Consider the following 18,272-nt stretch of genomic DNA (forward strand, 5'->3'; position numbering starts at 1 on the left):
GATCCCATCCCGAACTCAGAAGTGAAACGATGCATCGCCGATGGTAGTGTGGGGTTTCCCCATGTGAGAGTAGGTCATCGTCAAGATTAAATTCCAGAACCCCTGTCTGCTAACGCAGACAGGGGTTTTGTCGTTTCAGGACCCCCAAACATCAGGCCGTTTTACGAGCCTGGCTGATGCGCCGGGCCTGCCACTTGCGCCACCAGATGTAGACGCCAGTCCCTGACAGCCCCGCAATCACAACACCCAATACCGCGATGATCACTTGCCCGGTGAAGCCGATGATCCGTCCGCCATGTATCGGTAGTTGCAAGCGGTAAAACCGTTCCCCCAATGTCCCTTGTCCGGCAATTTCCTGACCTAATAATCGCCCGTCAGTACCGTGGAAAAACAACCAGGATTTTCCATGCGCTTGAGTGTCATGTTGCCCGAATCCTGCGCCGTAGAAGTTGTACTCAAAGCTGTAATACAACTCCCCGATCGCCGCTGTCAGCCCTAACCTCTTCCCCTCGACCAATGCCCTTTCGTACGCCTGTTGATAACTCAACTGTGTCACCCCCAACTCCGAGGGAGGCATTCGCCCTCGAGCCTCATAAACGCTCGGCTCGATCGGTGAAAACCACGACACTGCCGGTTTGAACACCTGACTCGGCAAATTCATCGCGACACTGCTGACCGCAATCGGTAGCAACAACAACCACAGCCACAATCCACTGGCCCGATGCAGATCGAAGTTGAGTCGATAAACGTGGCCGCCCTTGATCTTCCAGGCCGCCGACCACTTTTTCCAGAACGGCTTGCCACGAGGAAACGTCAGCCACAGCGCGATGAAACAATCGATCACCCAGGCGCTGGCAACCAGCCCCATCAACCACAAACCCCAGTTTCCGGGCAGCGTCAGGTTGTAATGAAACTCAAGAATGAACGGAATGAAGTTCTCCCGGGAAAAGCAGCACTCGCCCCAGTAACGTTGGCCTTTCTGCTCGGCACTCACCGGGTCCAGATAGAACACCTGATTGCGCTCATCGAACGGTTTGCCGGTCGCCGGATCATTACGCGGTACCGCCGCCAACATGGCGGTATGCCCCGTCTCCTGCGGATACTCCATGTACCAGACCTGCAACTTCGGATGCGTGGTTTGCACCACGTCGACCAAGGCCCCGGGAGGCAATCGTTGCCCCTCAAATGAGGCTGCGTAGAAGTGCGAATTCAGCCACTCATCCAACTCATGATTGAACGCAAGAATGCTTCCGGTGATCCCGGCCAGCAGCAAAAACACCGCTGTTGCCAGCCCGATATAGCGATGCAACAACACCAACAATGCGCGCATGAGAATTTCCCCCACAGAAGCGACAAAGCCAGCCCCTGAAAACAGGGGCTGGCTTTTTTATGCACAAGGCAAAGGTTTAGAACTGGTAGCTGACCGTGGCGGCGACGTTGCGCTCTTCGCCCATGTAGCAGAAGTTCAGACTCGCGCAGGAGGCCACGTAGGATTCATTGGTCAGGTTGTTCGCGTTCAGGCGCACGTCGACACCTTTCAAACCAACCTTGCCCAGGTCATAGCCGATCGATGCGTCGAACAGCGTGTAGGAAGGCACCTTCAGCGTGTTTTCCGCATCCGCCCAGCTGTAACCGACATAACGCACACCACCGCCCAGGCGCAGGCCGTCGAGTGCCGCACTGTCGAATTTGTAGTCCGCCCACAACGACGCCATGTGCCGCGGTGCCTGAGTCGGCGAGTTGCCTTTGTTCTCGATCACATCGGTCGGCGTGCTCAAGGTGCTGACCATCGACTTCGAGTACTCGATATCGGTGAAGGTGTAGCTGCCGAGTACTTTCAGGTTGTCGGTCAACTGCATGTGCGCTTCCAGTTCCAGCCCTTGCGAACGGACAGCGCCTACCGCGCGGTAGAAGTTTTCCTGCGGCAGTTTGGTCGCCAGATTTTCTTGATCAATGCGGAACAGCGAGGCTGTGAACAGGTTGTCGGTGCCCGGCGGTTGATACTTCAGGCCGACTTCCCATTGCGTCCCGTCAGTTGGCGGCAGAGGATTACCGGCGCTGTCGGCATACGAGTTCGGGTTAAACGACTCGGAGTAGCTGATGTACGGCGCCAGGCCGTTATCGAACAGATACAACGCACCAGCGCGGCCGGTCAGTTTGGTGCGGCGGTCGTTGATTTCCGTGCCCACCGGACGGCCCGCTTCGGCGATACGGTTCTCATCCGACGTCTCGACCCAGTCCTGACGCAGACCCAGCGAAAACCGCCATTGATCCATCTCGATCAGGTCTTGCAGGTAGACCCCGGTCTGCTCCAGGCGGCGCAGGTAACTTGTGTCGCCGTACATATCGATCGCCGAATTGCCGTAGACCGGGTTGAACGCATTGATCGGCGCCAGACCGCCGCTGGTCCAGTCGACCACCGTTTTGCGCCGCTGATAGTCCGCACCCATCAACACGGTGTGCTTGGTAGCTCCGGTGAAGAATTCGGCCTGCAGCATGTTGTCGACGATGAACGCATGCAGACGTTCATCGCCGCCGGTGTAATAGCGGTTCAGTTCGTTGCTGGTTGGTGTCGTCCAGCCGTAGGCGTAGACCTGATCCATGTTCACTTTGGAGTCGAGGTAACGGAAATTCTGTCGCGCTGTGAAGACATCGTTGAAGCGATGTTCGAACTGATAGCCGAACGATTGCTGATCCCGCGAGTAGCCATCAATCCCCGGCTCGCCCTCGAAGAAGTGCGGCGAGATGCGATTGCCGTTGCGCTGATGAATCGTCCCGTCCGCCGGCACGCCACCGTGGTAGCCGCCATCCGGATCGTGCTGCAGATACGCCTGCAGCGTCAGCGAGGTGTCTTCAGTGAAATCAATGCTCAGGGTCGGGGCGAGGGCGAAGCGTTTTTCCTTGTTGTGGTCGAATTGTGTATCGGACTGATCCGTCAAACCGGTCAGACGATAGGCAATGCGCTTGTCGTCATCGACTGGGCCGCTGAAGTCAAACCCGACCCCGCGCTGACCTTGGGTACCGACCGTGGCCTGAACCTGATGATAGGCCTCGTACAACGGCTTTTTGCTGGTCAGCGCCACCAGGCCACCGGGCGAACTGCGGCCATACAAGACCGACGACGGGCCTTTGAGAATATCCACGCGCTCGAGGAAATACGGATCGACCTGCATGGTGCTGTAGGTCCCGCTGTCGCCCATCGACTTGAGGCCGTCGAGGTAGATGTTATCCACCGAGCCATCGTTGAAGCCGCGCATCGCCACATAGTCGTAGCGATGGGTCGCCCCGTAAGGGTTGGTCAGCACGCCGGGGGTATAACGCATCGCCTGGGAGACGGTCTGCGAGCCTTGATCGTCCATTTGCTCGCGGGTGACCACGGACACGCTTTGCGAAGTTTCTAGCAACGCAGTACTGGTCTTGGTGGCGATCTGGCTGTGGGTGGCGTTATAGCCTTCCATGCTGCCGAGTGCGTTGCCGAGGGCGAAACCTTTGATATCGGTGGTTGGCAGTGCCAGCGCATCGGTTTCACTGACAGGGCGCAGGACGTAGCTGCTGCCGTCCTGGCTGACTGCTTCCAGGCCCGAACCGCTGAGCAAATGGCTCAACGCCTGATCAGTTGAATATTCGCCCTGTACGCCCGGAGACTGTTGTCCCTGCGTTTGCTGCGGAGTCATCGCCAGGGTAATGCCTGCCTGACGGGCAAACTGGTTCAACGCTTCGCCCAGCGGGCCGGCGCCGATGCTGTAGCGATGACTGCTCGCTTCACTGGCAGGGGCGGCGAGGCTCAGCCCGGGCAGCGCACCGGCACCCAGAACGGTGGACAGCAGGGCAGCGCGAACGGCGTGGCGCAGCAGGCCCGATTCGGCAGTGAAATTCAGCGGTTTCTTACAGGTGAGGCGGACAGTCATTGTCGGTTTCCGTGGCAAGTCGCAAAGGCTGAGTTGAAGTGCTTTACAGACCAAGCCGGACTCGTCGCGAAAACCCGCCAAAATAATTTCAGGCCACCGGTTCCAGCGTGACCCACCAACGAGTGCGATAACGCAATTGCACCGGCAGGGTCTGCGGCAGGATGGCCAACAGCTTGTCGGTGTCCTCCAGGCGGAACACTCCAGACAGGCGCAAGTCCGCCACCTGCGGCGCGCACGCCACAAAGCCCTGACGATAACGCCCGACTTCATTGAGGAAATCGCCCAGGCGCATATTGCGGGTCACAATCAAACCATCGGCCCACGCGCCCACGTCCATATCCAGTGGCGCTGCCGGGCGCACCTGATGATGATCGATCAGATAGGTCTGCCCCGCGAGTGCCTCGACGGAGGTTGCGCCGCTGCGGATGGCGACGCTCCCGGAGCTGACGGTGAGCCGTGTGCAATCGCTGTCCTGACGCAAGATGAAGCGGGCTTTTATCGGCTCATAAATACCATGACGACTTTGCACGCGAAGTGGCCGGTTGAACGTCGCGCCTTCATCGTTACCGCCGCATGTGACGATGATTTCGCCGCGAGTGAGTTGGATCAGCCGCTGCTGCGCGGTGTAGTCCAGATCCACTGCGCTGGCAGTGTTCAGCTCGATCCGCGTGCCGTCGGGCAACTGGAACCCGCGACGCTCGCCGGTCGCCGTAGCGTAATCAGCGCGCCACTGCTGCCAGACGGAGGTGTCCTTGGCCAGCCACGCCGCGGAGCCCATCAGCACCGCGCCAGACAGCAGCTTCAAGGCTTGTCGCCGCCCCAGCCCTTGCGCACTGTTTTCCAGCGTATTGAACGCCACCTGGGCGCCGGGCACGGCGCGCAGGTTATGGCTCAGTTCGGCCTGCAGCGACTGCACGCGCTGCCAGGCCAGTTCATGTTCATGATGTTCGGCGCGCCACGCGTCGCACTGATGACTCAGGCGCGCATTGCCATGGTTGTTACGCAGCCGCAGCAACCAGTGGATGGCTTGCTTGACCACCTGTTGCTGCGGCTCGGCGCGGCGCGCGACTGAGTTGTTATCCACAGGCATCAACTTGCGTACCGCAACACGTAGCAGTGATACAGCGCATCGGCGACGTAACGTTCGACTGAACGCAGTGACAAGCCCATCTGCGCGGCGATCTGCTTGTGGGTCAAACCTTCGCACTGCGCCAGCAGAAACGCCTGACGCACTTTCGGTCGCAAGCCTTCAAGCATGCGCGCGATGCTCTCGAGCAACTCGATTACCAGCGCGCGGGTTTCGGCGCTTGGGGTTTCGGCTTCGGGCAAATGGGCGATGGTTTCGAGATAGGCGCGTTCGATTTCTTCACGACGCCAATGGTCGATCACCAGACCCCGGGCGATGGTGCGTAAAAATGCGCGAGGCGCATTGAGTTCAAGACGTTCGCTGCGCTGTATCAGACGGACGAAGGTGTCCTGGGCCAGATCCGCGGCATCCGCGGCGTTACCCAGCCGCGCCCGCAGCCAGGCGTTGAGCCAGCTGTGATGACTCCTGTAAAGCGCCTGCACTGCAAACTCAGGTGAGGACATGAACGCGACAGCCCGAACGTCACAAATGATAATTAGTCGCATTTTTATCAAGGGCTGGGAATTTTGCAACCTCTGCTCGGAGATCCAGCAAAAAAACTTCGTGGCAAACGCTCTGGCACGCCGTTCGGCGGGAATCTGACAGAAATGCAGGCCATTTCCCACGCAGCCCTAAGATTTCCGTGAATGGTGCCGACAGACTGGTGAGACATGCGTGCACCAAAGTAGAGCGGCCGTCAGAACGCCGCCTGCGCTGTACATGGAATGTTGCATCCCGGAACGCATCCCCACTTTTGCATAAGAAGTCCCATGAAATGAATCTCAAGTTCAGCCATAAAATCCTGTTGGCCGCCTCGGGCGTCGTGGTCCTGGCTTTCGCTTTGTTCACCCTCTACAACGACTATCTGCAGCGCAACACCATTCGCCAGAACCTCCAGTCGTCCGTACAGCAGGCCGGCGATCTGACCGCCAGCAGCGTGCAGAACTGGATGAGCGGGCGAATTCTGGTGCTGGAAAACCTCGCGCAGAACGTTGCCCATCAGGGCAAGGACGCCGACTTCCCGGGGCTGGTCGATCAACCGGCCTTCACCTCGAACTTCCAGTTCACCTACGTCGGTCAGGCCAACGGAGTGTTCACCCAGCGGCCTGACGCGAAGATGCCCGACGGCTACGACCCGCGTCAGCGCCCTTGGTACAAGCAGGCCGTGGTCGCCGACAAAACCATGCTGACGCCGCCATACATGGCGGCGGTCGGTGGTCTGGTCGTGACCATCGCCATGCCGGTGAAAAAGAATGGCGAACTGCTGGGTGTGGTCGGCGGTGACCTGAGCCTGGAAACACTGGTGAAGATCATCAACTCGGTGGACTTCGGTGGCCTCGGTCACGCGTTCCTGGTCAGCGGTGACGGTCAGGTGATCGTCAGCCCGGACAAAGACCAGGTGATGAAGAACCTCAAGGACATCTACCCGAATTCCGGTGTGCGCATCGAGAAGGGCAACCAGAACGTGGTGCTCAACGGCCAGGAACGCATCCTGTCGTTCACTCCGGTCAGCGGTTTGCCGAATGCCGATTGGTACATCGGTCTGTCGATCGATCGCGACAAGGCCTACGCCGCCCTCAGCCAGTTCCGTACTTCGGCGCTGATCGCGATGTTCGTCGCGGTCGCTGCGATTGCGCTGCTGCTGAGCCTGCTGATCAACGTCCTGATGCGTCCGCTGACCACCATGGGCCGCGCGATGCAGGACATCGCTCAAGGCGAAGGCGACCTCACCCGGCGTCTGGTCGTGGCAGGCAAGGATGAGTTCGCCGAACTGGGCAGCGCGTTCAACCAGTTCGTCGAGCGCATTCACGCGTCGATTTCCGAAGTGTCGTCGGCTACCCGTCACGTGCACGACCTGTCGCAACGGGTGATGGCCTCGTCCAACGCCTCGATCATCGGCTCCGACGAACAAAGTGCGCGCACCAACAGCGTGGCTGCCGCGATCAACCAGTTGGGCGCCGCCACTCAGGAAATCGCCCGCAACGCCGCCGATGCGTCGCAGCACGCCAGCGGCGCGAGCGAGCAGGCCGATGACGGTCGTCAGGTGGTCGAGCAGACCATTCAGGCGATGACCGAGCTGTCGCAGAAGATCAGCCTGTCGTGCACCCAGATCGAAACCCTGAATGCCAGCACCGACAACATCGGCCACATCCTCGATGTGATCAAAGGCATCTCGCAGCAGACCAATTTGCTGGCGCTCAACGCGGCCATCGAAGCGGCCCGTGCCGGTGAAGCCGGGCGTGGTTTTGCGGTGGTGGCGGACGAAGTGCGCAACCTCGCCCACCGCACCCAGGAATCGGCGGAAGAGATCCACAAAATGATCACCTCCTTGCAGGTCGGCTCCCGTGAAGCGGTGACCACCATGAACGCCAGTCAGGCGTCCAGCGAAGAGAGCGTGGAAGTGGCCAATCAGGCGGGCCTGCGCCTGGTCAGCGTGACCCAGCGCATCGGCGAAATCGACGGCATGAACCAGTCGGTGGCTGCCGCGACCGAAGAGCAGACGGCGGTGGTGGAAACCCTCAACGTCGATGTCAACCAGATCAACCTGCTGAACCAGCAGAGCGTGGCCAACCTCAATGAAACATTGAAGGATTGTGATGCGTTGTCGCAGCAGGCGAATCGGTTGAAGCAGTTGGTCGACAGCTTCAAGATCTGACTTTCAGATTCGAGACCGCGTTATCGTTCTTCGCGAGCAGGCTCGCTCCCACAAATTGACCGCGTTCCTACAGAAGGAATGCGATCAAAATGTGGGAGCGGGCTTGCTCGCGAAGGCGGTAGTTCAGTCACCGCCAAACTGAAGCCTTATACAAACAGCTTCAGCACATTCCCCATCGCATCATCGGCAAACCCCTGCACGAAATCCTTGAATCCCGGCAGTGCCTCGGTACCTCCGCTGGCCGGCTCGGCAATGATCGTCCAGGTCGCCCGCGACTTGCCCGCTCCCAATGATTCCACGTTCATTGCTGCCCACAAATTCGCCACACCCAAGGTGTTGTAGATCGTGGTCCAGGTCATGGCCCGTGCCTGCTCATCGCGTGAGTTGAGTTGCTCGACCACCACGTTGCCGTCCTTGAAGAACTTCTTGCGCAGCGACGACACGCCGTCGCCGGTCATTTCGATGTGCGACAGCGCCGGAATGAATCGGTCGAAGCCTGCGAAATTGCCGACCACCGCCCAGACCTGCGCCGCGTCCGCCGGCACTTCCACCGACGACACAACGTGGCAGCCGTGCGGGTTTTTGATCAGGGTGTCGGGTTGCAGATTGCTCATGGTGTTGCTCCTTTTTTGGATGAATCAGATGAAATTGATTTCTTTCAGGTAATCGCAGCCGCGACGCAGCAGCGCCGGGGATTTTTCCGGGTAGTGCGCGCCCATCTGTTGCACGCCGGCTTCAGCGTTGGCGTGGCCGATCAGGGAGATGTCGCCGATGTCTTCCTCGAAGCCGTTGAGGTAGAAACCGAGCACGCCGAACAGCGCGTTGTCGGCATCGACCCGGCCCAGTTGCTGCTGCCAGTCGGCGACGCTGACCAGCGAAAACTCGCTGCCGGTTTCGCGGAACGAAGCGACGTAGGCATCCCAACTCAGCGGTTCGGGGTTGTGCAGGTTGAACACCGCACGCTCGGTCGAATAACGGCTGGCGTGGAAGGCGATGAAGCGGGCGAGAAAGTCCACTGGCATCAGGTCGAAATTCAGCGCGAAGGCCGGTACCTGACCGAGCTGGATTGAGCCCTTGAGCATCAGCATCAAACGGTTTTTGTGCGGCTGGCAGACGCCGCTCAGGCTGTTGAAACTGATGTTGCCGGGGCGATACAGGTTGACCCACACCCCACGCTCGCGAGCCCGTTCTAGGACGCGCTCGCCGACCCATTTCGATAGGTTGTAGCCGTTGCGGATGTAGATTGGCGGGGTCGGTGCGGCGGGCAATTCGAGCACTCGGCCTTCGCCGTCGACGGTGCTGGAAGCGGACAGCGTCGAGACAAAGTTGAAGACCTTTTTGCTGCGCCCTTCACACAGGCGCAGCAGCTCGAAAATCGGCTCGACGTTATCTGCGGCAAGCGACTCGTAATCGAGCACGTGATTGACGTTGGCGGCGTTGTGCACCAGCGCGCCGAACTCGCGATCCAGGCGCTGATAATCGTCATCGGCCAGGCCGAGTTGCGGTCGGGTGAGGTTCGCGGAGTAGATCCGCACCCGGCTCAAATCGAGATGCTCGAGACGGTTCTCACGCAGCGCCTGAGCAAACCGCTGCGCCGCGGTTTGCCCGCCGCCGTCACGCACCAGACACGCCACCTCGCTGGCGCCCCATCCAAGCAGCGCTTCGACAATGTGCACGCCGACAAAGCTGTTGGCGCCGGTGACGATCACCTTGTGCACATCACCCAGGCGACTGATCGGCAGCGGCTCGATGTTCAGCGGGCGTTCGGCGTCGGCCATGGCCAGGGCGCTGAGCACCGCGCTGTCATCGGTACCGCGCACCAGCGTGGCGAGCTTGATGATGGTTGGCAGTTCGATGAAGCGGTTGATCGAGATGCTGCGCCCGAATTCCTCACGCAAACGCAGCAACATCCGTGACAGCAGGATCGAATGCCCACCGAGGTTGAAGAAACTTTCGTCGGTGGAAATATCGCTGCTCGGCAGCTCCAGCAGTTCCGCCCAGATCTCCAGCAGCAACGCTTCGTCAGCGTTTGCCGGCAGGCATTTCGGACTGCTGTCCTGCACGCTCACCGGCAGCTCCAGCAACGCTTTGCGGTCGACCTTGCCGTTGCTGGCGAACGGCATCTGCGCCAGTTCAGTCCACGCCACCGGTTGCATGTAGTCCGGCAGAAACTGCTGGGCATGCGCCTTCAACAGATCGCGGGCAGCGTCCGACTGCGGCTGCGCAAGAAACGCCAGAATCCGCCGCTGATGGTCGATCACCACCGCCACCTGGCGGTACAACTGGCTCTCGCGCAGGCAGCGCTCGATCTCTTCCGGCTCGACCCGGAAACCGCGAATCTTCACCTGATTGTCGCGCCGTCCGCACAGCTCAATGCCGTGTTCGCCCCACTTGGCCATGTCGCCGCTGCGGTAGGCGCGCAAGTTCTCACCGTGCGGCAGTTGCAGGGTCAGATAACGATCCGCGGTCTGCTGCGGATTGTTCAAGTAACCGAGGCAAACGCCGGGGCCGACGATGAACAATTCGCCGACGGTGTTCTCCGGCACCGGTTGCAACTCGTCATCGAGAATCAGCACCTGACTGTTGGCAATCGGTGCGCCAAGAGTGCGGTTGCTGTCACCCGGTTTGAGCTGGCGAGCGGTAATCAGCACCGTGGCCTCGGTGGGGCCGTAGAGGTTGTGCAGCGTGCCCTGCCGGGTCAGTTGCTCGATGACGAAGGGCTCGCAGACATCACCGCCGGTCATCACTTCCACGCCTTGCAGTTGCTCCAGCGGCAGGATGCTCAGCAGTGCCGGCGGCAGGAACGCGTGGGTCAGTTGCCGGCGGCGGATCAGCGCCACCAGTTGCAGCGGATCGCGGCGCTGGGTGTCATCCGGTACCACCAGTTCGGCGCCCTGCAGCAGCGTCGGAAAGATATCGATCAGCGACGAGTCGAAGCTCAGTGAAGAGAACTGCAACACCCGGCTTTCGGCGCGCAATTGCACGTAATCGGCGTACCACGCGGTAAAATGCGCGAGGTTCGCCTGGCTCAGCAGTACACCCTTCGGATGCCCGGTGGTGCCGGAGGTGTAGAGCGCCATGCACGGTGCTTCAAGCGTCGGCCGTTGACGCATCAACGGTTGGCTGAGATCCGCGTCGGCACTGTCGATATGACTGACATCCAGCCCCGGCATCGACTCACCGAGCGGATGCTCGCCGTCGTGCAGCAACAACACCGCGCCGGCGTTTTGCAGGATGTATTGCTGGCGCTGCAACGGATGGCTCGGCTCCAGCGGCAGATACACGGCGCCACTGCCGAGCACGGCCAGAATCGAGGCGAACAGCGCCGGGCTTTTCGGCTGGCAGATACCCACGATCCACGGCTGCGGATGCTGCTCGAGCAACGGTTGCAGACATTGCTGGATCGCACGGCTGTGGGCGTGCAACTGGCGGTAGCTGAGCGACTGCTCGGCCAGGTGCAGCGCCGGTCGCTCGGCGTGTTCGATCAGGCTGCGTTGCAGGCGTTCGATCAACGGCGTCTGCGCCTGTTGCAACAATGCCGGATGCGTCGTGGCGTTGAGGCGATGGACGTAAGCCAGGCTGTCGAGAAACGACAGATCTTCCACCTGTTCGAAGTCCGGCGCGGTAGCTGGCAATGCCTGCTGAAAAAACTCGGCATCGCGGGAGAAACGGCTGACCAGCAGCGCGACTTCGTCGACCACCTGCGTCAGCACTCGCTGGCGCAGTGCTTGACCATTGCCGGACGGCTCATCGCCAATCGGCACACGGCTGATCAGTGACGAGCCGAGGAAGCACAGCAGGTCGAGCGTCGGTAAACCGCCAAGGCGCTGCGCAGCGATACCCAGGCGCAGATGCAGGTGCGGGATGGCGCAGAAATCGCCGGCGCCGATGAAGCCATCGTCGATGATCAGATCTACTGGCGATTGCGCCGCGCCGCTGCGCCGTAAGGAGTGACCGTGTTGTTCGAGTTCCTGCGCCAGGTCGGTCATGGCCTGGCTGGCGCCAATCAATAAAATGTCGAGACGTCTCATGTCGGCCTCCTCATCAAACCAGATAGTCACGCAGGGCGTGCTGCACGCACGGCGTGTCGAGCAGCGAGCTGTTGTGGAAAAAGCGCACGATGTTGCCCACCAGCGGATGGTGGCGATTGATCGGGAACGCCAGCCCGGCCATCTCGTCCCTGAGCAAACGGCGCACTGCCTCGCTGACCGGCAAGGCGTCGATCAGGCGCAGATCGAAGGACTTCTGGATATCGTTGGTCAGGTAATGGCCGATGAACACCGGCAGGATCTGCGCGATGGTTTCCCGGTCCGCGTCATTGGCGGTGTGCCAATAGATGCGCACCATGCGAGCCCAGAAGCTGGAATGCCGGCCCTCGTCGAGCAAGTGATCGGCCATCAGCCCTTTGATCGATGGCTTGACCGTGTCGTCCCGGGCGAACGCGGCGACGTCGCCGGTTACGGTGTTCTCGGCGATGGCCACGCAGATCAGTTCCACCGCGCTGCGCAGGTGCTCGGGCGCCAACGCCACAGCGGCAGGAATCGCCCGGCTCAGTTCGATTTCTGCGGGCAATTCGATCGGCTCGATGCCGGTCATGGCTACGGTCTGCTGCATGAAGTCCATCGCCACCAGCGCGTGGTAATCCTCGTCCACCACCACGGTCATGGCGTCGTAGCGACAGGCGAACGGGAACGGCACGGCGAAGCGATTCTTGGCGATGGCGCGGGCGGTCTGGTCGACGATTTCGGTTTCGAAAATCACCACGTCGTTGATGAATTTGTACAGCGTCTGCACCAGGGCGAAATCACGCTGCTGCGGGCATTCGCGCAGGAAGGTTTCGCTGAGCACCAGGGGCTGGCGGCTCAGCGGATAGATCAGGCGCTCATCGTCTTCCAGAACACGCCGTGGCCGGGTGCGGATAGTGGCGCGGGTTTCCCAGGCGTCGGCGAAGGATTGGTAGTCGGCGGCGTTCATCGGGCCACCTCCGCCAAGGGCTCGCGCATGCTCAGACGCAGGCCGTCCCACAGGGCGATGCGGCTTTCCACCGCCGCGATGGCGCTGGCATAAACCTCGGCTTCGCGCTGCGGATCGCCGTCGACCAGACGCTCAAGCAATTGCTCCGCCGCCGGACCGTGATCTTCCGAGTCGACCTCGATGTGGCGCTCCAGGTAATAGCGCAAGGTGGGTGCCTGTTCGATGCCGATCCCCCAGTCATCGAGGATGCGCTGGAACATCGTCGGGATCACGCTTTCGCGACCATGCAGGAACGCGGCGGCGACACTGTGGCCCGGTGCGTGCAGCGCGGTGTGCAGCGTCTCGCGCACAAATTTCGCCGCTGCCGGATCAACCTCAACGCTTTGCAGGGCGACGTCGTAACTCACGCCTTCCTGTTGCAGCGCGACAAACCGTTCGACCGCCGTGGTGCTCGCACCGACTTCGCGCATCGCGTCCAGGTACAGTTCGAAATGGCTGTAATGGCCGTGGGCGGGACGATCATCGGACTCTTCGCCAAGCACGATCTCGTTGATCAGCCGCGCAGCATGCGGATCGCGTGGCGGTAACCATGGCAGCCGCGTACAGGTCAGTTCCTGCTGCAGGCGCTTGGTCAACGACATGAAATCCCACACGGCGAAGACGTGGGATTCCATGAACCGGCGCAGTACCGATAACGAATCGATCTCGGTAAAGATCGGGTGAACGCTCAATTGCGCTTTTTTCAGGGCGAGTTGTTCTTTAGTTGGCATCATGGCGAACCTCGGTGTTATTGGAATAGAGGGAGTTGCTCGTTCAGTGCATCAACACGGACTTGATAAGTTTGAAATGTTTTCTATTGGCGAACACGGGCCTCATTCGGATTGATGAAAGTTTGCAAAGTGCATGAAAGGCTCTCGGTCATGCGTTGGCGAATATTTGCCAAAGTTATTGTCTGACTGCGGAGCCGTGCCGTGTTTGCAGGTAGAACCTGCTCGGCGAGGAAAAGCTAATACATCGTCAAATAACTTAACAAGTTTATTTTTAATTATTTTTAGTTGTGTGTTTTTCAAGTGTGAGTCGGCCCGGTAAAACTTTTTGTTTAAGTTTTACTTGGGCGTAGTTGCTCCTTTCGGCAAATAATGGCCAAAATTGAAGACAAGAGTGAATGCCTCACTCAAAGCAACTTTAAGAAGCGGAAATTGAATGTGATGTATAGGAATGAAAGTGGGCCGGAAACGGCGCCGTAACTTCCCTTTTTCCCGTGGCAAGGCTCCTTCCGTAGGTTCCTGGTGCGGGGACTGCGCCGGCGGTGCGGCGCGTCGCCCGTTCTTCATGGGGTGGCCGTTAAAGAGTGCGGGTAAATTGGCGGGACGGCTATGACCGATTCGTCCGCGCCGAGCCGCAATGGCGGGCTTGCCAGCGCTGGGAGGTTAGAGCGAACACGCGGATCCGCCACCAGGTTTGCGGAGGATCGGGGAGAGGATTTGTAAGCGGGTTATTCGCCGGTCAGGCGCGAAGGCCTGAGACCGGCGTGAAGGGTGTCAGCGCACGGCCTTGCGGTTTTGTCCGGCGGGACTGGCGAGGAAGCGGGTGATCACGTCGACGCCACGGTTGAGGTGATGTGTGAGCAACTTCACCGACAGCTCGACATCGCGCTCGATCACGGCCTGGAGCATGGCGCGGTGATCTTCCTGGGAGAGTTTGCCCAGGCCCATGGCTTCGAGATTGAAACGCAGGAAGCGCTCCTCCTCGTTGAGGCCGTCTTCGACCAGCCGCAGCAGACGCTTATTCGGTGCCTTGCTGTACAGGGCCATGTGGAACAGACGGTTGAGCCGACCGATTTCGCTGTAGTCGTGCTGGGTTTCGAGTTCTTCGATATAGCCGGCGGCAAGCGCGTGATCGGCGCTGGTCAGCAACGGGATCGACTGGCGCATGGCTTCGGATTCGAGGAGGATCCGCAACTCGTAGGTTTCGGTGGCGTCGCCCTGGATCAGCGGCGCTACAACGGCGCCCTTGTGGGTGGTGACGCTCAGCAGTTCCTGCGCTTCGAGCTGGCGCAGAGCCTCGCGCACCGGCATGCGGCTGACCCCGAACAGGTCGGCCAGATCCTGCTGGCGCAGGGCGGTGCCGCACGGCAAGCGACCGTCAAGGATCGCCGAGCGCAGGGTTTCTTCGATGATCGAGCGGGCAAGGTGTGCGGGAATCGGCCCATCGACTTTGATGCTGTGCAGCGGTTTGGGCTTCTGTGTCACAACTACTCACCCTGAATGACGACGGAATTTGGATCCAAAGACACTAGTGATTGCTCTACAGGTTGTCAAACCATGTAAAGGATTGCTGTCCTCTGTGAAGTTTAGCGCGATGGCGATGATCTCATGGTGCCATTGTTTTTTGCCGGGCTAAGCTTCACCATCAAACGCTTTCCTTCCTGCCCCCTGGAAACCTGCTGTGGCGGTACGTTTCGTGATCCCCCGGACTCTGCGCTGGCTAGGCTGCGCACTGTTGCTGGCCGGCGTCATGCTGGGCGGCCTGCATGCCGATTGGGATTTTTCCGCGATCAGCCGCAAGGCTACGGCGCTCTACGGCCCGTTGGGTGCCGGGCAGCAGCGGATCGATGCCTGGCAAAACCTGCTGGCCACGCAGAAACAGGTCAGCGAGATGGAAAAGCTGAAAGTGGTGAACCTGTTTTTCAACAAACAGGTGCGTTATGTAGAAGATATCGATCTGTGGGGGCAGGTCGATTATTGGGAGACGCCCATCGAAGCGTTGTGGAAAGGCGCCGGCGATTGCGAAGACTACGCGATCGCCAAGTATTTCAGCCTGCGCCATCTCGGGGTCTCCAGTGACAAGCTGCGCATCACCTACGTCAAGGCACTGCGCCAGAATCGCGCACACATGGTGCTGACTTACTACGCCACCCCCGATGCCATGCCGCTGGTGCTCGACAGCCTGATCGATCCGATTCAGCCTGCGTCCCAGCGAACCGATTTACTGCCGGTCTACTCTTTCAATGCTGAAGGTCTGTACCTGCCGGGAGCCAAGGGCAACAAAAAGGTCGGTGACACCAAACGCCTGTCGCGCTGGCAGGATGTGCTGAAGAAAATGCAGGCCGAAGGTTTCCCGGTCGAAACGACTAACTAGGAGCACGCGCTCAGATGTCTTTGTTCAAACAGCTGTTGATCGCTATCTGTCTGTTCCTGGTGGTCGCCTTCACCGGCAGCTTCATGGTCAGTCTGGAGAGCTCGCGCACCCAGTACGTCAACCAGCTGCGCTCCCATGCCCAGGACGCCGCCACGGCGCTGGCATTGTCGCTGACGCCGAATATCGACGACCCGGCGATGGTCGAGCTGCTGGTCAGCTCGATTTTCGACAGCGGCTATTACGCGAGCATCCGCGTGGTCGATCTCAAGACCGACAAGACCATTGTCGAGCGCAGCGGAATTCCGGCGGTGAGCAATGTGCCTGACTGGTTCGTCAAACTGATCGGCCTGGAGCCGGCCGGTGGCGACGCGCTGGTCAGCCGTGGCTGGGAGCAGGCGGCGCGGGTCGAGGTGGTCAGCCACCCGATGTTTGCCGTGGCCAAGCTGTGGCAGAGCGCGTTGGGCAGCCTCGGCTGGCTGCTGCTGTGCGGCGCGGTCAGTGCAGTGCTCGGCGCGTTGCTGCTGCGCCGGCAATTGCGCCCGCTGGATTACATGGTCAAACAGTCCCACGCCATCGCCCGCCGCGAATTCCTCAGCCTGCCGGAGTTGCCGCGTACCCCGGAACTGCGGCGCGTGGTGCAGGCGATGAACCAGATGGTCGAGAAGCTCAAGGCGCTGTTCCAGGAGCAGGCCGAGCGCAGTGAAAAACTGCGTGCCGAGTCTTATCAGGACAACCTCACGGGGCTGGCCAACCGGCGCTATTTCGAGATGCAACTGCACAACCGCGTGAGCAACCCGGAGCAGGCCAGTTCCGGTTACCTGCTGCTGTTGCGGGTCAAGGATCTGGCCGGGCTCAATCAGCGTCTGGGCGGTCAGCGCACCGATGAATTGTTGAAAGCCGTCGGCGAGCAACTGTCCCGCGAATGCGCCAAATACCCGGAAACCCAAAACCTCGTCACCCGGATTCGCGGCGGTGAATTCGCCGTGCTGGCACCGGGACTGGTGCGCGAAGAAGCGCTGCAACTGGCGCAGAATCTCGACAGCGCATTGAGCAGCCTGCATGCCACTGGCGCAACCGATGTGCCGGCCGTGGCCTCCATCGGCCTCGCTCCGTTTGCTCACGGCGATTCACCGCAAGCGGTACTGACCCTGGGCGATCAGGCGCTGGCGCAGGCCGAGGGACAGGGCGAGCAGAACTGGGCGTGCATCGATCAGAGCCTGGTGGCGGACGTCGGTGACGATCACCATGCCTGGCATCGCTTGCTCGATCAGGCACTGAATCAGCAGCGTTTCGAGCTGTACTTCCAACCGGTGGTGGCCGCTCAGGACACGCAATTGGTGCTGCATTACAAAGTGCTTTCGCGCTTGCTGGATGAACAGGGCCAGACCATCCCGGCCGGGCGTTTCCTGCCGTGGCTCGAGCGTTTTGGCTGGACCGCGCGACTGGACCGTCTGATGCTCGAACGCGTGCTGGAGCAGATGAAAGGGCACGAAGATTCGCTGGCGCTGAACCTGTCTTCGGCAACCCTGGCCGATCCACAAGCGCTGAACAAAGTGTTCGAGATTCTGCGCGCGCACTCCGACCTCGGCGAGCGCCTGACGCTGGAGATCGGCGAGGAGCAATTGCCGGAGCAAGCGGTGCTGGAGCAGTTGACCCGGCGCCTGCGTGAACTCGGTTTCTCCCTGAGCCTGCAGCGCTTTGGTGGACGCTTCAGCATGATCGGCAACCTGGCGCGGCTGGGGCTGGCGTACCTGAAGATCGATGGCAGTTACATTCGCGCGATCGATCAGGAGAGCGACAAGCGCCTGTTCATCGAGGCGATCCAGCGTGCGGCGCACAGCATCGATCTACCGTTGATTGCCGAGCGGGTGGAGACCGAAGGCGAGTTGTCGGTGATTCGCGAGATGGGCTTGTATGGGGTGCAGGGGCAGTTGTTTGGTGAGCCCACGCCCTGGAAGTGAATCTTGGTAAGGCGGTGTCAGTGATGCCGTCTTCGCGAGCAGGCTCGCTCCCACATTGGAATGCATTTCAAATGTGGGAGCGAGCCTGCTCGCGAAGGGGCCAGATCATTCAACGAATATGCGGGATCAGATCAGCCCACCTTCATCATCATCAATCAACTGGCTCAACCCGCCCAATGCCTCACGCGCCTGGGTGCGGTCCATCAACTTGGCCTGCGCCGCCGGCGGCAGGTCGGTGACGCGGATCACGCCCTTCTGGGTCAGCACCTGAATCAGGTCGTCGAGTACCCGAATCATTTCCAGGTCGCTCTGCTTGAGCTGTTTCAGGCTGGTTTCCACCACTTCATTGGCGAACCAGGCCTGGATTTCATGGCTGTCGGCCGGCAGCGTTTCCGTGGCCTCGGCGTAGGCCGCTGCTTCCACGCGAATCAACAGACCTTGCGCATCGCGTTGCACGTAAAACATTGAGCATCCCTCAGAAAGATCCAGCGTCATGCTGTCAGCAG

Annotated in this window: 13 protein-coding genes and 1 rRNA gene; 4 read left to right on the forward strand and 10 right to left on the reverse strand. The window is 60.3% G+C overall.

Going from position 1 to position 18,272, the window contains the following annotated elements; all coding sequences use genetic code 11:
* Positions 1 to 86: ribosomal RNA gene (gene rrf, locus HDC30_RS19460) — 5S ribosomal RNA — on the forward strand; the annotation flags it as partial.
* A 65-nt stretch (positions 87 to 151) separates the two neighbouring features.
* Here rrf and HDC30_RS19465 read toward each other — a convergent pair.
* The 4 genes from HDC30_RS19465 to HDC30_RS19480 all read right to left on the reverse strand — a co-directional run bounded on the left by HDC30_RS19465 (position 152) and on the right by HDC30_RS19480 (position 5,498).
* Positions 152 to 1,330 carry a PepSY domain-containing protein gene (locus HDC30_RS19465; protein WP_183784442.1) on the reverse strand — a complete coding sequence of 393 codons (1,179 nt, stop codon included), beginning with the start codon at positions 1,328 to 1,330 and terminating at the stop codon, positions 152 to 154.
* Positions 1,331 to 1,406: 76 nt separating this feature from the next.
* Positions 1,407 to 3,908, reverse strand: a complete 2,502-nt coding sequence (locus HDC30_RS19470; protein ID WP_183784444.1) for a TonB-dependent siderophore receptor — start codon at positions 3,906 to 3,908, stop codon at positions 1,407 to 1,409.
* 88 nt (positions 3,909 to 3,996) lie between these two features.
* The gene (locus tag HDC30_RS19475; protein ID WP_183784446.1) at positions 3,997 to 4,998 is read right to left on the reverse strand and encodes a FecR domain-containing protein; all 1,002 of its coding nucleotides are present in this window, start codon (positions 4,996 to 4,998) and stop codon (positions 3,997 to 3,999) included.
* Entirely contained in the window at positions 4,998 to 5,498 is a 501-nt protein-coding gene (locus tag HDC30_RS19480) for a sigma-70 family RNA polymerase sigma factor (RefSeq protein ID WP_183784448.1), read from the reverse strand. The genes HDC30_RS19475 and HDC30_RS19480 overlap by 1 nt, the downstream gene beginning before the upstream one ends.
* Before the next feature lie 311 nt (positions 5,499 to 5,809).
* On the opposite strand from HDC30_RS19480, the gene HDC30_RS19485 reads away from it, so the two are divergent.
* Positions 5,810 to 7,690 (forward strand): methyl-accepting chemotaxis protein, encoded by a 1,881-nt coding sequence (locus HDC30_RS19485; RefSeq protein WP_027611105.1) that lies wholly within the window; start codon positions 5,810 to 5,812, stop codon positions 7,688 to 7,690.
* A 146-nt stretch (positions 7,691 to 7,836) separates the two neighbouring features.
* Here the strand turns inward: HDC30_RS19485 and HDC30_RS19490 are convergent, their stop codons facing one another.
* The 5 genes from HDC30_RS19490 to HDC30_RS19510 form a co-directional block, all read right to left on the reverse strand.
* Positions 7,837 to 8,304 (reverse strand): SRPBCC family protein, encoded by a 468-nt coding sequence (locus tag HDC30_RS19490; RefSeq protein ID WP_097086764.1) that lies wholly within the window; start codon positions 8,302 to 8,304, stop codon positions 7,837 to 7,839.
* Between the two features lie 24 nt (positions 8,305 to 8,328).
* A complete protein-coding gene (locus tag HDC30_RS19495; RefSeq protein WP_183784450.1) occupies positions 8,329 to 11,721 on the reverse strand; it encodes an amino acid adenylation domain-containing protein in 3,393 nt (1,130 codons plus the stop codon).
* 13 nt (positions 11,722 to 11,734) lie between these two features.
* A complete protein-coding gene (locus HDC30_RS19500) occupies positions 11,735 to 12,664 on the reverse strand; it encodes a diiron oxygenase (protein WP_183784452.1) in 930 nt (309 codons plus the stop codon).
* Complete coding sequence (locus tag HDC30_RS19505) at positions 12,661 to 13,437, reverse strand: DUF3050 domain-containing protein (protein ID WP_183784454.1); 777 nt, start codon at positions 13,435 to 13,437, stop codon at positions 12,661 to 12,663. Before HDC30_RS19505 ends, HDC30_RS19500 begins: the two co-directional genes overlap by 4 nt.
* A 768-nt stretch (positions 13,438 to 14,205) precedes the next feature.
* The gene (locus HDC30_RS19510) at positions 14,206 to 14,916 is read right to left on the reverse strand and encodes a GntR family transcriptional regulator (RefSeq protein ID WP_027611110.1); all 711 of its coding nucleotides are present in this window, start codon (positions 14,914 to 14,916) and stop codon (positions 14,206 to 14,208) included.
* Positions 14,917 to 15,112: 196 nt separating this feature from the next.
* Between HDC30_RS19510 and lapG the strand changes: the two genes are divergently transcribed.
* Together lapG and lapD are read left to right on the forward strand one after the other, a co-directional pair.
* Positions 15,113 to 15,805: a cysteine protease LapG gene (gene lapG, locus HDC30_RS19515; RefSeq protein ID WP_183784457.1), complete on the forward strand. Its 693-nt coding sequence runs from the start codon at positions 15,113 to 15,115 to the stop codon at positions 15,803 to 15,805.
* Positions 15,806 to 15,819: 14 nt separating this feature from the next.
* On the forward strand, positions 15,820 to 17,766 hold the full coding sequence (gene lapD / locus HDC30_RS19520) for a cyclic di-GMP receptor LapD (protein ID WP_098966539.1): 1,947 nt from the start codon (positions 15,820 to 15,822) through the stop codon (positions 17,764 to 17,766).
* Positions 17,767 to 17,892: 126 nt separating this feature from the next.
* Here lapD and HDC30_RS19525 read toward each other — a convergent pair whose 3' ends face one another.
* Positions 17,893 to 18,231 carry a hypothetical protein gene (locus HDC30_RS19525; protein ID WP_027611112.1) on the reverse strand — a complete coding sequence of 113 codons (339 nt, stop codon included), beginning with the start codon at positions 18,229 to 18,231 and terminating at the stop codon, positions 17,893 to 17,895.
* Positions 18,232 to 18,272 lie beyond the last annotated feature (41 nt).

It is taken from the genome of Pseudomonas sp. JAI115, assembly GCF_014200835.1.
In the GTDB taxonomy this organism is placed as follows: Bacteria; Pseudomonadota; Gammaproteobacteria; order Pseudomonadales; family Pseudomonadaceae; genus Aquipseudomonas; species Aquipseudomonas putida_A.